This is a genomic window from Microbacterium sp. STRO-1N, from assembly GCF_057748015.1.
In genome coordinates, this window is the sequence record NZ_CM173234.1 from 3,297,784 (window position 1) to 3,311,363 (window position 13,580).

At 69.1% G+C, this 13,580-nt stretch carries 14 protein-coding genes; 3 read left to right on the forward strand and 11 right to left on the reverse strand.

Annotation, left to right across the window (positions count from 1 at the left end):
• Positions 1-5: 5 nt before the first annotated feature.
• Positions 6-2,261, reverse strand: a complete 2,256-nt coding sequence (locus AC3ANJ_RS16075) for a glycoside hydrolase family 3 C-terminal domain-containing protein (protein WP_488317165.1) — start codon at positions 2,259-2,261, stop codon at positions 6-8.
• 125 nt (positions 2,262-2,386) lie between these two features.
• On the opposite strand from AC3ANJ_RS16075, the gene AC3ANJ_RS16080 reads away from it, so the two are divergent.
• Together AC3ANJ_RS16080 and AC3ANJ_RS16085 are read left to right on the forward strand one after the other, a co-directional pair.
• A complete protein-coding gene (locus tag AC3ANJ_RS16080) occupies positions 2,387-2,986 on the forward strand; it encodes a TetR/AcrR family transcriptional regulator (RefSeq protein WP_488317166.1) in 600 nt (199 codons plus the stop codon).
• On the forward strand, positions 2,983-4,446 hold the full coding sequence (locus tag AC3ANJ_RS16085; protein WP_488317167.1) for a carboxylesterase/lipase family protein: 1,464 nt from the start codon (positions 2,983-2,985) through the stop codon (positions 4,444-4,446). The genes AC3ANJ_RS16080 and AC3ANJ_RS16085 overlap by 4 nt, the downstream gene beginning before the upstream one ends.
• Before the next feature lie 52 nt (positions 4,447-4,498).
• Here AC3ANJ_RS16085 and aztD read toward each other — a convergent pair whose 3' ends face one another.
• The 4 genes from aztD to aztB all read right to left on the reverse strand — a co-directional run bounded on the left by aztD (position 4,499) and on the right by aztB (position 8,710).
• Positions 4,499-5,689, reverse strand: coding sequence for a zinc metallochaperone AztD (gene aztD / locus AC3ANJ_RS16090; RefSeq protein WP_488317168.1), 1,191 nt, complete (start codon positions 5,687-5,689; stop codon positions 4,499-4,501).
• A 71-nt stretch (positions 5,690-5,760) separates the two neighbouring features.
• The gene (locus AC3ANJ_RS16095; protein ID WP_488317169.1) at positions 5,761-6,669 is read right to left on the reverse strand and encodes a metal ABC transporter solute-binding protein, Zn/Mn family; all 909 of its coding nucleotides are present in this window, start codon (positions 6,667-6,669) and stop codon (positions 5,761-5,763) included.
• Positions 6,666-7,868, reverse strand: coding sequence for a hypothetical protein (locus AC3ANJ_RS16100; protein ID WP_488317170.1), 1,203 nt, complete (start codon positions 7,866-7,868; stop codon positions 6,666-6,668). Before AC3ANJ_RS16100 ends, AC3ANJ_RS16095 begins: the two co-directional genes overlap by 4 nt.
• Positions 7,865-8,710 carry a zinc ABC transporter permease AztB gene (aztB, locus tag AC3ANJ_RS16105; protein ID WP_376176701.1) on the reverse strand — a complete coding sequence of 282 codons (846 nt, stop codon included), beginning with the start codon at positions 8,708-8,710 and terminating at the stop codon, positions 7,865-7,867. Before aztB ends, AC3ANJ_RS16100 begins: the two co-directional genes overlap by 4 nt.
• Before the next feature lie 54 nt (positions 8,711-8,764).
• Between aztB and aztA the strand changes: the two genes are divergently transcribed.
• Positions 8,765-9,439 (forward strand): zinc ABC transporter ATP-binding protein AztA, encoded by a 675-nt coding sequence (gene aztA, locus AC3ANJ_RS16110; protein ID WP_488317171.1) that lies wholly within the window; start codon positions 8,765-8,767, stop codon positions 9,437-9,439.
• Here the strand turns inward: aztA and AC3ANJ_RS16115 are convergent.
• From AC3ANJ_RS16115 to AC3ANJ_RS16140, 6 genes are all read right to left on the reverse strand, one after another.
• The gene (locus AC3ANJ_RS16115) at positions 9,426-10,292 is read right to left on the reverse strand and encodes a DNA-methyltransferase (RefSeq protein WP_488319296.1); all 867 of its coding nucleotides are present in this window, start codon (positions 10,290-10,292) and stop codon (positions 9,426-9,428) included. The two genes, aztA and AC3ANJ_RS16115, sit on opposite strands and share 14 nt — an antisense overlap.
• Positions 10,293-10,414: 122 nt before the next feature.
• A complete protein-coding gene (gene lplAB, locus AC3ANJ_RS16120) occupies positions 10,415-11,464 on the reverse strand; it encodes a lipoate-protein ligase LplAB (protein ID WP_488317172.1) in 1,050 nt (349 codons plus the stop codon).
• Between the two features lie 41 nt (positions 11,465-11,505).
• Complete coding sequence (locus AC3ANJ_RS16125) at positions 11,506-11,781, reverse strand: hypothetical protein (RefSeq protein ID WP_488317173.1); 276 nt, start codon at positions 11,779-11,781, stop codon at positions 11,506-11,508.
• Entirely contained in the window at positions 11,778-12,152 is a 375-nt protein-coding gene (locus AC3ANJ_RS16130) for a hypothetical protein (RefSeq protein WP_488317174.1), read from the reverse strand. Before AC3ANJ_RS16130 ends, AC3ANJ_RS16125 begins: the two co-directional genes overlap by 4 nt.
• On the reverse strand, positions 12,145-12,843 hold the full coding sequence (locus AC3ANJ_RS16135) for a hypothetical protein (RefSeq protein WP_488317175.1): 699 nt from the start codon (positions 12,841-12,843) through the stop codon (positions 12,145-12,147). Before AC3ANJ_RS16135 ends, AC3ANJ_RS16130 begins: the two co-directional genes overlap by 8 nt.
• Positions 12,843-13,514, reverse strand: coding sequence for a WXG100-like domain-containing protein (locus tag AC3ANJ_RS16140; protein WP_488319297.1), 672 nt, complete (start codon positions 13,512-13,514; stop codon positions 12,843-12,845). The genes AC3ANJ_RS16135 and AC3ANJ_RS16140 overlap by 1 nt, the downstream gene beginning before the upstream one ends.
• Between the last annotated feature and the right edge of the window lie 66 nt (positions 13,515-13,580).

A 13,580-nucleotide genomic window follows, 5' to 3' on the forward strand; every position in this document is an offset into this window, starting at 1 on the left:
CGCGACTATCCCCGATTCCCCAGCGCGATGAGCTGCTCGACCTGTTCCCGGTCGATGCCCATGCCGGGGAACCCGGCGAGCCGCCCGATCGGGAACGATGCCATCATCTTGGCCATCGCCTCGTCGCTCATGATCCCGGCATCCATCGCACCGTCCGCGGCCTCCTGCCCTCCGGACAGCTGCTCCCGGACGATCGGGCCGACGATCGGATGCTCCAGCAGCTCGCCGATCGACGAGTTCGCGGTCAGCGGGATGCGCATCTCGTCGCCGGCGACGTGCACCGAGGTCGAACCGCGCAGGTCACGACTCGAGGCTCCGGCCTCGACGCGGTAGACACCGCCCTCGACCACGAAACGGTCGACGCGGATGTCCCAGTACGCGAGGTCTTCGCGACGGACGACCAGCGAGACGTCCTGCGTCTCACCCGCGGCGAGCGCGACGGAGGCGAACGCCTTGAGCTCGCGGGGCGCGCGTTCGACGATCGACGACTCCGGCGCGACGTACACCTGCACGACCTCGCGGCCGTCGACGGCACCCGTGTTCGTCACGGCGACGGTGACGCGGATGTCGCCGTCGTCCTCGACCGTCGCCGTCGGCTTCCCGTATGAGAACGTCGTGTACGACAGGCCGTGTCCGAACGGGAAGGCCACGGCCATCTTCCGCGCGTCGTACCAGCGGTATCCGACGAACACGCCCTCGCCGTAGCGGACGTGCCCGAACGCACCGGGGAAGCTCCCGAACGCCGGGGTGTCCTCGAGGCGGAGCGGGATGGTCTCGGCGAGCCGGGCCGACGGGTTCACGGCTCCGGTGAGGACGTCGACCGTCGCCGAACCGCCCGCCTGACCCAGCAGCCACGCCTCGACGATCGCCGGCACGCGTTCGGCGAACGGCAGTGCCACGACCGCGCCGTTCGACAGGACGACAGCGACCTTCTGGTTCACGGCGAGCACGGCCTCCACGAGCTCGAGCTGCGCCGCCGGGAGGTCTATGTGCGTGCGGTCGAAGCCCTCCGACTCATCGGCGTCCGGCAGCCCGAGGAACAGCACTGCTACGTCGTTCGCCGCGGCCAGCGCGACCGCCTCGGCGCGCAGCGCCTCGGCATCCCCCGAGCCGTCGAACGTGAACCCCGGCGCGAACGAGACCCGGTCGCCGAAGGCGTCCAGTGCGGTGTCGAGGCGGGTGGGGTTGATGTGCGACGAACCGCCTCCCTGGTACCGGGGCGTGCGGGCGAACTCGCCGATGACCGCCACAGACGCCGACGGCGCCAGCGGAAGCACAGGAGTCCCGCCGACCGGAACATTCTGCAGCAGCACGATCGAGCGACCGGCGACCTCGCGTGCGAGGTCGTGATGAGCCTCGGCATCCAAGGGTCCTGCGGCAACCGGACGCGCCTGCGCCTTCGCGACCAGCGAGAGCACGCGTCCGGCAGCGATGTCCACGACCGACTCGTCGAGCGAACCGTCCTTCACCGCGGCGACGATCTGAGCATCCGTGAAGCCGCCACTCGACGGCATCTCGAGATCCAGTCCAGCTGCCAGACCCTTCACCCGCTCGTTCACGGCACCCCAGTCCGACACCACGAGGCCTTCGAAGCCCCAGTCATCGCGGAGCACCTCACCGAGCAGCCACGGATCCTCCGACGCGTACACGCCGTTGATGCGGTTGTACGAGCACATCACCGTCCACGGCTGGGCATCCTTGACGACGTACTCGAAGCCGCGGAGGTAGATCTCGTGCAGCGGACGGAGGTCGATGTCGCTCGAAGAGCGCATCCGGTCGTCCTCCTGGTTGTTCGCCGCGAAGTGCTTGAGCGACGACCCGACGCCCTGCGACTGGATGCCGCGGACGAGCCCCGCTCCGATCCGGCCGGCGACGATCGGGTCCTCCGAGACGTACTCGAAGTTGCGGCCGCACAGCGGCGACCGCTTGATGTTGATGCCCGGGCCGAGGATGACCGCGACGTCCTCGATCGCGGACTCGACGCCCAGCGCCACGCCGACGCGCTCCGCGAGCTCGGGGTCGAAGCTCGAGCCGAGGGCGACAGCCGGCGGGAAGCAGGTCGCGGGAACACTGTCGTTGAGTCCGAGATGATCGCTCGCGGCGGCCTGCTTGCGCAGCCCATGGGGGCCGTCGGTGAGCATGATCGACGGGACGCCTGCCCGATCGATCGCCTTCGTCGTCCAGAAGTCGGCACCGCTGGTGAGCGAGGCCTTCTCCTCGAGGGTCAGATCTTCGGGAGTCAGGTCCTGTGGGTCGGTCATCCGAGTTCGCCTTTCGCCGCGTCCGCCGTGGATCGCTCGGCCAGGATACGTCCGCATCTCAACAAAAAGCAAGCGCCGTTCGGTTTTCACTTCCCAGGATGCCGCGGCGCCGATACGCTGGCACCATGACGCGACGCGGGGCCTACGCCAAGGGGATCGCCAAGCGCGAGGAGATCCTGACGACAGCGCTCGAGGTCGTCGCCGCCCACGGGTACCGACGCGCCTCTGTCCGGGAACTCGCGGACGCCGTCGGCCTCAGCGCCGCGGGGCTGCTGCACTACTTCGACAGCAAGGAAGAGCTCTTCACCGCGATCCTGCGCAAGCGCGACGAGCACGACCAGACGGCGTACGGCACCGACGGCGCGGGCCTCGACATGCTCCTCACCGTCATCCGGCACAACGCGACGGTGCCGGGGCTCGTGCAGCTGTACGCCCAGCTGGCCGTCGACGCGGTCGACCCCGCGCATCCGGCGCACGGGTTCTTCCGCGAGCGGACCGATGGCCTGCAGGAGCACTTCCGTGCGGCGGTCGTCCGCGCACAGGAGAACGGCGAGCTCCGCGGCGACCTGGACCCGGCCTGGGTCGCGACGAGCGTGCAGGCGCTCGCCGACGGCCTGCAGTCCCTGTGGCTCGTGAACCCGGACATCGACATGGCCGCTCACATCGAGCAGTTCCTGGACGCGCTGCGCCCGGCCCCGCAGCCACAAGAAGGAGCAGCATCGTGACCGACGCCCCCATCGTGCACACGGCATCCGGCCCGGTCCGCGGATCCTGGCGGGATGCCGGGACGCCGAACGCCTCTGCGGCCTACCTCGGCATCCCGTTCGCCGCCGCGCCCGTCGGCGACCTGCGCTTCGCCGCTCCGGTGCCGCCCGAGCCGTGGACCGAGGTGCGCGACGCGACTTCCTACGGCGCGACGGCGCTGCGGCGGGACCCTGGGGGCACGCTGATCCCTGAACCTCCGGTCCCCGGTGATGCGATCCTCAACGTCAACGTGTTCACCCCGATGCCCGCCGAGAAGCTGCCGGTGCTCGTCTGGATCCATGGGGGCGGGTACACCGAGGGTTCGCCGGCGAGCCCCTGGTACGACGGCAGCCGATTCAATCGCGACGGCGTCGTGACGGTCTCGCTGTCGTATCGACTGGGATTCGACGGGTTCGGGTACATCGACGGAGCGCCGCACAATCGCGGCGTCCTGGACTGGATCGCCGGACTCGATTGGGTGCAGCAGAACATCGCCGCCTTCGGTGGCGACCCCGACCGCGTGACGATCGGCGGGCAGTCCGCCGGGGGTGGCGCCGTGCTGACGCTGCTGAGCATGCCCGCAGCCCAGCATCTGTTCCACGGCGCGCTCGCCCTCTCGGCCGCGCTCGCCGACATCCCGGCCGATGTCGCGAAGGAACGCGGCGAGCGCCTGGCCGGGATCCTCGAGATCGAGCCGACGCTCACCGGGTTCCGCTCCGTATCCGAGTCGCGGATCCTCAAGAACCAGCCCAAGGCCGTCGGCGGCCGGAAGGGCCTCGGACTGCTGTCCGGCCTGATCGACGACGGCCTGCCGTGGGGCCCGATCGTGGACGGCGAACTCGTCCTGCGACCAGCCGCGGATGCCCTCCGAGACGGCATCGGCGCGGACAAGCCGCTCGTGCTCGGCGCCACCGATGACGAATTCACGATGGTCGCCGATCGGGCACCGCGTGCGCTGCGGGTCGTTCCCTCGACCGCCCTGCTGCGCGGCGTTCTGCGCGATCGCAGCGTCCGACGCGCCTACCTGCGGGCGAACCGCCCCCAACGGGCGAAGGGCTCGGCCGCCATGGTCGGCCGATTCGTCACGGATCACGTCTTCCGCAGCCTGGTCGTCCGCGTCGCCGAGGCCCGCAGAGAAGCGGATGCCGAGACCTGGGTGTACGCGTTCACCTGGGTCTCACCGACGAAGGGGTGGGCGTGCCACTGCCTGGACGTGCCGTTCTGGTTCGACGGGCTCGACCGGGAGCGCGTCTCGGACCTGGCGGGCCCGAATCCGCTTCAGTCCCTCGCGGACGACATGCACGGCGCCGCGGTGTCGTTCGTCACCGGCGGCGCCCCCGGTTGGCCCGCATGGCGGACCGAACCGGGGACGGCGCGGGTCTTCGGCGGTCACCCTCAGATCACGACGACGGCCTACGACGACACGCTCGCCCTCGTGTGATCAGCCCCTCCCCATCGCTCGTTGAGCGACGAGCGGAACGAGGAACCGACGGTCAGCCGACGACGGCGATCTCGTTCGGCACGTGCGGCAGCTCGCCGGACGCGAGCTCCTCACCCGTGTGCGGGTCGAGGGCGACGATCGTGCTGTTCGCCGAGTCCGTCACGTACACGACATCGCCGGTCGTCGCGATGGCGGGGTGCGCCTGCTGCCACTCGGTCGGGCTCTCCCACGCCTCGATCGCCTCGTGGGATGCCGTGATCTCCCCCGTGGCGGGGTCGATGACGTGCAGGCGTCCGTCGGAGCCGATCATGACGGCGTCGCCGTCCTCGGTACGCGTGACGCCGCGCCAGGTGTAACTGATGCCGTCCGGAAGTTCGACCTTCTCGATGGTCTTCGCCTCGGTGTTCACGAGAGCCAGGTTCGTCAGCAGGTAGCCCTCGGCATCCGGGTCGTCCTTGTAGTCCATCACGACCAGCGGGCTGTGCTCGGTGGCGTAGGCGTTTCCGATGCGGCCGAACTCATCCGGAGAGGTGAGCTTGGTGATCGCACCGTCGTCGAAGACGAGCACGCCGTTCTCGCAGCCGAACACGAGGGCCTCGTCAGCGGCCGCGCCTTCGCCGTGCACGTTGGGGCACTGATCGTTCACCGCGATCTCGGTGCCGTCGGCATCCACTGCTCGGATGCCGTTGCGACCGCTCGCGTCGCCGACCGTGGTGACGAACGTGCCGTCCTCCAGGACGACCGAGACACCGTGGTGCGCTTCGACGCCCTCGATGACCTCCGCATCCGGCAGCGCGCCGTCGATCTCGGCGAGCGCGGCCGTCTCGAAGATGGTCGTGTCGCTGGTGGCATCGTCGTAGAGCACGGTCTTGCCGCCGTGGCGCACCACGTGGCCGGCAGCACCCGCCTCGACGACGAGATCTGTGAGCTCCGGCTCGCGCACGTCGAGCAGCTGGAAGCCCTGAGACGTCGTGACGAACGCATGGCGGTCGTCGCCGGCCGGGTTCAGCCGGACGAACTCCTCCGATGCGAGGTCATCGATCACCTCGAGCGTCTCGCCGTCCACGACGAGAACACCGCCTTCGTAGGCGACCGCGATCCGCGGACCGGTGCTCGCGGCATCCGTGCTGGTGGGCTGGTCGGCCGGGGTCTCGGCAGCCGGCTGTGCGGCGCATCCGGCCAGGAGCAGTGCGGCGCCTGCCACGCCTGCAGCGAGGCGCGCCGTGCGATTGCGCTGTGTCATTCGATCTTCCTTTCGTCGCCCTCTCGGGCGGGGTGGGTGCCCTCTCGGGCGGAGTGCCCTGTCGGGCGGGGTCAGGGGCTCAGGCCATCGGAGATGCGCGTGGTGTTGACGCGCATCATGTCGAGATACGTGTCACCGGGTTCGCCGGGTGCGGCCAGTGATTCCGTGATCAGTTCGACGACGTCCACCTCTCGATCGGCTTCATCGGCGAGCACCTGCACGAGCCGATCCGGTGAGGACGACTCCGCGAAGATCGTCCGGACACCCGCCTGGTCGATCGCGTCGACGAGTTCCTGCAGGTCGGCGGGGCTGGGGGCGGCGAGCGTCGTGCCGCCGGGGATCACGGCACCGAGCAGCGTGACGTCGAAGCGGCGTGCCAGGTAGCCGAAGACGTGATGGTTCGTGACGAGCGCGCGGTGCTCGGCCGGAACAGCACCGAGTGACGTCGCCATCTCGTCCTCCAGGGCGGTCAACTCGGTGCGATACGCATCCGCGGCGGCGCGGACATCGGCCGCGCCGCTGCCGGCGAGTTCGGCCAGCGCCGGAGTGAGCGCGTCCACGACGAGGTGCATCTGCGCCGGGTCCGTCCAGAAGTGCGGGTCGGGGCCGGCGCCATCGGCGTACTCCAGCACGTCCACGTGGTCTCCGGCGAGGAGCACGTCGACGCCCTCGTCCTCCGCAGCCTCGACGTGCTGCGTGAGCCCCTCCTCGAGCCCGAGTCCGTTCGCCACGACGAGGTCGGCGGCACGCATGCCGGCGGCCTGCTGCGCTGAGAGCTCAAACGAATGCGGGTCGGCACCGGGGGCCATCAGCGTCACCACATCCAGGTGGCCTCCCGCGATCTCGGACACGACGTCGCCGAGGATGTTGGTGGTCACGTAGACGCTCGGTCGGTCCGACGCGGGCGCAGCGCATCCGGTCAGGCCGGCGAGCACGCCCGCGGCGGCGACGACGACGGCGACCTGCCGCAGGACCCTCATCGTCCGGTCCCCGCGAGCTGCAGCGGCGCGTACGCCGTCTCGAACGTCCGAGCGACACGCGCGCCGTCGGCGGCGTCGATCTCCCACATCTTCTGCTCGATCGGGCCGTTCAGATACGCCCGGTTCTGGTCGACGACGAACCGCACGCCGTCGGCTGCCTCGGCATCCGCGAGGGATGCCGCCACCAGCGGCTCCGTGCGCGCGGCGACCTGCCCGTCGGCGAGGACGAGCACGGCGCCGTCCGCCGTGAGCGCCAGCACCCGCCCGTCCGCATCGTCGATCGCCACGGCCTGCACGATCGGCTCGCCGACGTCCTGGAGGGTCCACGTCCGCTGCCGGGTGTCGAGGATCCACACCCCTGTGCTGCCGGCGACCGCCGCCACCCGGGGACGCGCCTCCCGCGCGGCGAAGCTCGTCGCAGCGGGCGCGGCACGCTCGGGGTACGGGATGCGCTCGACCGCGGCGGGGTCGCCACCGGTGAACATCACCGCTCCCTCGGCGCAGCCGATCACGACGCCGACGACCGTCGTGATCGTTCCGCTCGTGCTCTCGCACGGGATGCCGTCGCCGACCGTGCTGCCGTCGGCTGCGACCACGCGCAGCGACGGGGATGCACCGCTGTCGGCATCCGTCATCACGGCTCCGGACTTCAGGGGCACGACCAGCCCGTCGCCGTCGGCCGAAATCCGGAAGGCCTCCTCGACCTGCCCGTCGGCGAGCGCGGGGGCGTCGAGCAGAACCGCCTCGTCGGCGAACCGGACCCCGATGCCGACGTCGCCGGTGACGACGGAAGGCACACCCTGCCCGGTGATCTCGCCGAGCACCCGCGCCGGAGCCTCGTAGTAGTGGAAGTGGTCGATGTGGCTCCACGTCCACACCCCGCTGTCGATCACGGTGACCGATCCTTCGCGGATGCCGAAGAGATACCGTCCGTCCGTCACGATTTCCTCGACCGGCTCGATCTCGGCCAGAACGGACGTCTCCTCATCGAGGAGATCGAGGTGGTGCACGACGCCATCGGCATCGATCGTCGTGAGGTGCAGCGCCGGCTCCGGGAGCTCGCGGGCTCCTTCGATCTGACCGTGCCCGTCATCCTCCGTCGTCGCCGACGTCGGTTCGGGTGCGGGAGCTGCGGATGCGGCGCACCCTGCGAGCGTCAGGAGGAGGATGCCGGATGCTGCGGCGAAGCGGAGTCTCATGAGGTCCTTTCTGGAAGGGCGCGGCGGCGCCCGATGGTGACGATCCGGTGCAGTACGGCGGAGAGACCGGCGGCGAGGATCGCGACGAACGCGATCGTCGCGCCGGCCGCGGTGCCGGCGTACCAGGAGACGAGGAGGCCGACGGCGACGGCAGCGCAGCCGATGCCGGCCGCGAGCGCCATGGTCGTGGGGATACGCGTGGCCCAGCGCCCTGCCGCGACCGCCGGTCCGAGCAGCATGCCGACCACGAGCAGCGATCCGACGGCCTGATAGGCCGCCACGACGGCGAGGGTGATGAGTCCGACGAGCAGGACGTGGGCGAGCTTCGGACGCAGTCCCAGCAGCTGGGCCTGCCGAGGATCGACCGTGAGCGCGACGAACGCCCTGTGGCCGAGGGCCGCGACGGCGAGCGTGATGACGGCGACGGCGGCGAGCATGACGACATCGGCGAGGGAGGCGGCGAGGATATCGCCGAACAGGATCGCGGTGGCGTCGGTCGCGAAGCTGCGCGAGGCCGAGATGATGATGACGCCGAGCGCGAGACTGGCGACGAAAAGCAACCCGATGCTCGTGTCCGCCGACAGCCGTCCTCGACGCTGCAGCACGCCGATCCCGACGGACATGCCGGCGGCGCTGACGGCCGCACCGAGGATGCCGGGGATGCCGATCAGCGTCGCGACGGCGATGCCGGGGAGCATGCCGTGCGCCATGGCCTCGCCGAGGAACGCCATGCCGCGCAGCACCACCCAGGTGCCGACGACGCCGCAGATCACGGCGACGAGGATGCCTGTGAGCAGGGCGCGCTGCACGAAGGCGATGGCGAAGGGGTCGAGAAGGGTCACAGGGAGCGACTGTAGCACTTATTGAGAACGATTTTCATTTGCAATAATGGGACGGTGTCCTCCGCATCCCTCCTCCTGCCCACCACCCGAGTGCTGACGCTGCGCGGTGTCGCCGTCGATCACGACGGGCACCCGGCGCTCCGCGGCATCGATGTGGACGCGCATGCCGGACGGCTGCTGGTGGTGTCGGGGCCGAACGGTTCGGGCAAGTCGACGCTGCTGAGCGCGGCGGCCGGGCTCGTCGTGCCGCAGACAGGATCGGTCGAGGTCCGGCCGGGCACTCGAATCGCTCTCGTCCCGCAGTCGACACCGCTGCCCGCGCACCTGCCGCTGACGGTGCACGACCTGGTCGCGATGGGAACCTGGGCTCGGCTGGGCTCCTGGCGACCCGCACGCAGGGCGGATCGCTCGTCCGTGGCCGACGCCATCGAGACCGTCGGGCTCGCGCAGTTGTCGCGTCGCCGGATCGGGGCGCTCTCCGGCGGCCAGCGTCAGCGCGCGCTGCTCGCGCAGGCGCTCGTCCAGCGGGCGGACCTCGTGCTGCTGGACGAGCCGATGGCGGCGCTGGACGCGCACTCGCGGACGATCGTCGCGGATGCCGTCGACCTTCTCGCCTCGACCGGCGCCGCGGTCGTGGCCGTCACGCACGACCCCGGAGAGTTCCGCCGGATCGACGACCGGCTCGAACTCGACGACGGCCGCGTCACGGAGACTGTCAGAGCGAGGTGACGGCGGCGCCCGGCATCCGGGTCTGCATCACGCGGATCGCCTCGGGGTTGTCGTCGACGAGCACGGCATCGCGCCCGAGTGCCGCGGCGACGGCTCCGGTCGTTCCGCTGCCGGCGAAGAGATCGAGCACGCGGTCGCCAGGGCGGCTGGACGCCTGGACGATGCGCCGCAGGATGCCCTCCGGCTTCTGCGTCGGATACCCCGTCTTCTCGCGCCCCGTCGTGGGCACGATGGTGTGCCACCACACGTCGGTGGGAAGTTTCCCTCTGGCCGCCTTCTCAGGCGTCACGAGCCCCGGCGCCATATAGGGCTCACGATCCACGGCATCCGAATCGAAATGGTACGCACCGGGGTTCTTGACGTACACGAGGATCGTGTCGTGCTTGGTCGGCCAGCGCTTGCGCGACTTCCCGCCGTAGTCGTACGCCCAGATGAGCTCGTTGAGGAAGCACTCGCGGCCGAAGACGGCATCCATCATGACCTTGGCGTAGTGCGCCTCGCGGTAGTCGAGGTGCAGATAGAGCGTGCCGTCATCGGTGAGCAGCCGCCAGGCCTCCTCGAGCCGCGGCATGAGGAACGCTCCGTAGTCGTCGAAGCTGTCATCGTAGGTGCGCAGCATGCCGCGCACGCGCTCATAGGCGTGCCCGTGGAAGCCGTGCCGGATCTCCTTCTCGGCGGCCTCGTCCTCGCCCGGCTCCTCGATGTCGAGTTCGGGCTGCTCGGTGAACCGCCGAGATGTGACGACCTGCCGCTCCTGGGCCCGCCCCGTGTTGAACGGCGGGTCGAGATAGACCAGAGCGAAGGATGCCGTCGGCAGCGTCTTCGCGACGTCGAGGCTGTCTCCGTGGACGATCGAGACGGAGCCGCGCGCCGCTTCGCTCGGAGATGTGCGCTTGCTTCGGAGAGATCCCGGAGATTCGTCCGAAGAAGGCGCACTTCTCCGCAGCTGGCGCGCGCTCGCGGCGACAGACTCGCTCACGGAACCCGATGCAGCCACGCGTCGGTCGAGAACTTCGACGCGACGAGGGCCTCGGCATCCGCGTATTCGTCCGCCGTGATCGCACCGTCCTCGGCCTTGGTGAGCGAGCGGAAGGTGTCCTTGAAGCGCTCGATGATCTCGACACGGGAGAGCCCGGTCTGGCTGCGCAGCGGATCCACGCGCTTGGCCGCCGAGGTCGTGCCCTTGTCACTGAGCTTCTCTCGCCCGATGCGCAGCACCTCGGTCATCATCTGACCGTCGATGTCGTACGACAGCGTCGCGTGGTGCAGAACGCCGCCGTTGGCGAGGCGCTTCTGGGCGGCCCCGCCGATCTTGCCGGTGGGCGAGGCGATGTCGTTGAGCGGCTGATAGGTCGCGTCGATCCCGAGCGACCGCAGCGCCTGCAGCACCCAGTCATCGAGGAACGCGTACGAATCGGCGAACGTCAGGCCCTGGACAAGGGATGCCGGGACGTACAGCGAGTACGTGATGATCTGCCCCGCCGCCATGAGCATCGCCCCTCCACCGGAGATGCGGCGGACGACGTCGAATCCGTGGCGGGCGGCGCCATCAGGGTCGACCTCGTTGCGGTACGACTGGAACGAGCCGATCACGACGGCGGATTCGTTCCACTCCCAGATGCGCAGGGTGGGGCGACGACGGCCCTCGCCCACGCGGGAGGTGAGCACCTCGTCGAGCGCGAGGTTCATGCGAGGGGACACGGCCTTCTCGTGCACGATCTCCCAGTCGAAGTCCTGCCAGCCGGGGGCCGTCACGAGCGCGCGGCGGACGGCGGTTCCGACCGCCTCGGGGGTGAAGCCGAGCAGCTGGGCACCCTCCGGCAGCGCACCGCGGACCGCGGCGGCGATCGCCGTGGCATCCGATTCCGCCATCAGACCGTTGACGGCCGCATTGATGTCGTCGAGCGCGGTGTCCGGCTCCAGGAAGAAGTCGCCGGCGAGCCGGAATCCGTCGATCCGCCCGTCCTTGACCTCGAGGTCGACGACGACGAGCTTTCCACCCGGGACCTTGTACTCACCATGCACGGTCCCAGCCTACGCCGGGCGGCGTGGAAGCGGCCTCCTCGTCACCCGCCGGACGGCGGATCCGGGAAATCGACGCCGAGAGCACTTTCGAGCTCATCGAGGTCCGGAAGCTCGCGGAGCGCCTCTTCGCGCGTGAGCACCTTCGGGTAGCTGAACGCCCCGACCTCCCAGTAGGTACCGCAGAATCGGCATCGGCGGACCTCGGCCATGAACTCATCGCTCTCGCCGATCGTCACCGCCCGCGCGTCGTCGGCGTAGGTGCGCCAGTAGCCGACGCAGATGTCGCATGCGCCGGGATACGGGTTCGCTTCTGTCATTGCGCGCGGATCTCGGCGAGCAGTGCCTCGTCGATCGCGAATCCCGTCTTCGGCGTGCGGACCAGGATCGCATGCCCCGGAGCCAGACCGCGAACGACATCCCTCCCCCGCATGGAGACCGCGAAACGAGCAAGCTCCGAGGACTCAAGCGCGGCGGCCAGCGTGTCACCGACCAGCATGTGCGACGTGCCGTCGATGTCGACCATCACAGGTTCGAACGCACCCTGGCTGGGATCGTTTCCGCTCGGAACGACGACGATCGCGTCAAGGAACGCATTGATGAGCGCATCATGCTCTGCCTGTCCGCCGCGCTCGGCGGTGAGTGCGAGCAGCTCGATCTGAGAGGGCTCAGGGGAGGTGTCGTCAACCATAGATGCCCAGAATATCCCAGGTCCCCGTCGGGCCCAGCTCGAAGACAACTGTTCCCGCCGGAAGCGGGGTGCCTCCGTCTACGACGAACTCGCGCGTCGCGTTCGGATAGTGCACGCCATCGATATTCACTGCGGTGTGACCACCGGGCAGGTAGTGCGGGAATCCTCCAGCGTCCTCGGCGGTAGGCAGCCGCTGCGGCAGATGATCAACCGGGATCATCGCTCCGTAGACGGGCTGTCCTCTCAGAGCCGCCTCTGTGACATTCGGCGCCAGCCCGCTCTCGATCGCAGCGTCCATGTGACTGCCCACATTGACGGCGTCGTCCGCGGGCATCATGAACACCGCACTGCCATCACGACCGAGTGTCGCACCATCGCGTGTGTAGTACTTGAGCTGGTCCGCGCCGAAGAAGCGAACACCATGACTGTAGTGCGGGCGGTCGCCTGCGTCCCCCGTGGGGTGCATCCCGGGCCCGTCCGGCCCGTCCGGGACGTTCGATCCGCCCGATCCGCCCGACCCACCGTTGCCACCCGGACCATCGAATTTGTCCTGGTCGCGGACTTCGCGGATGACGGTGTCGAAGTGCTCGTCGAGGTTGTCGGCGAGGCGGTGGAGTTTGTCCTTCGCTGACGAGGCGCCCTTGAGCGCGGCGTCCTTGAGTTCGCGGATGATGGGTTTGATCGCGCTCATCAGTCGTCTCCTCCGAAGTCGAGGGCGGAGAACTCGGCGAAGAACGTCGACGTCAGCGTCTGGATGTCGGCGCCGTGCAGCTTCATCGTCGACTGCGCCTCCTCCAACGCCGCCAGGTCCGCATGGAACTCATCCGAGTCACCCGCGGTGGACTCCACCATCGGGGAGTCCAGGATCCAGTCGATGGCCGCGGGCAGCTGCTCCGCCAACGGCTCGATCGCCATCGGAGCCAACTGGTTCAACAACTGCTCGATCACGATGTCCACCGCCGCGTTCAGCAGCTTCTTCTTGATGATCAGCATCGGCCCCGCCCCGGCCGCCGTGATCGGGTTCGTCAGCATCAGCAGCAACGACGCCAGCGTCGTGGTCACATCCACGATCACCTTGATCTTCAAGCCCAGGATCGCCGCCGCGCCGACATCCATCGCGGTCGCGGCCGGAGGCATGATGTCGATCAGCTTCTGCAGATTCTGCGACCGGTTCGTGTTCCACGCGCTCATCGTCGCCGGACCCGTCTTACCCATCAGCGACCCGGTCAGATCCCCGTTCATCTTCCGATCGATCGCCTGGATCACACCCTCCAGATCCGACCCGAAGTTCCGCACCAGCGCGGCACCCTTCGTGACCTCATCCTCATCGATGTCCGGCCACTCGAACCCCAGCTTCTCCATCACCCAGACAAGCTCATTCGGCAACATCATCCCCATACGGCGGCAACCTCCTCGGCAACCCTATGG

Bases quoted from the DNA above. Each gene is read 5' to 3' on its own strand.
- AC3ANJ_RS16075 (WP_488317165.1), bottom strand. From the start codon at position 2,261: ATGACCGACCCACAGGACCTGACTCCCGAAGATCTGACCCTCGAGGAG.
- AC3ANJ_RS16080 (WP_488317166.1), top strand. From the start codon at position 2,387: ATGACGCGACGCGGGGCCTACGCCAAGGGGATCGCCAAGCGCGAGGAG.
- aztD (WP_488317168.1), bottom strand. From the start codon at position 5,689: ATGACACAGCGCAATCGCACGGCGCGCCTCGCTGCAGGCGTGGCAGGC.
- AC3ANJ_RS16095 (WP_488317169.1), bottom strand. From the start codon at position 6,669: ATGAGGGTCCTGCGGCAGGTCGCCGTCGTCGTCGCCGCCGCGGGCGTG.
- AC3ANJ_RS16100 (WP_488317170.1), bottom strand. From the start codon at position 7,868: ATGAGACTCCGCTTCGCCGCAGCATCCGGCATCCTCCTCCTGACGCTC.
- AC3ANJ_RS16125 (WP_488317173.1), bottom strand. From the start codon at position 11,781: ATGACAGAAGCGAACCCGTATCCCGGCGCATGCGACATCTGCGTCGGC.
- AC3ANJ_RS16130 (WP_488317174.1), bottom strand. From the start codon at position 12,152: ATGGTTGACGACACCTCCCCTGAGCCCTCTCAGATCGAGCTGCTCGCA.
- AC3ANJ_RS16135 (WP_488317175.1), bottom strand. From the start codon at position 12,843: ATGAGCGCGATCAAACCCATCATCCGCGAACTCAAGGACGCCGCGCTC.
- AC3ANJ_RS16140 (WP_488319297.1), bottom strand. From the start codon at position 13,514: ATGGAGAAGCTGGGGTTCGAGTGGCCGGACATCGATGAGGATGAGGTC.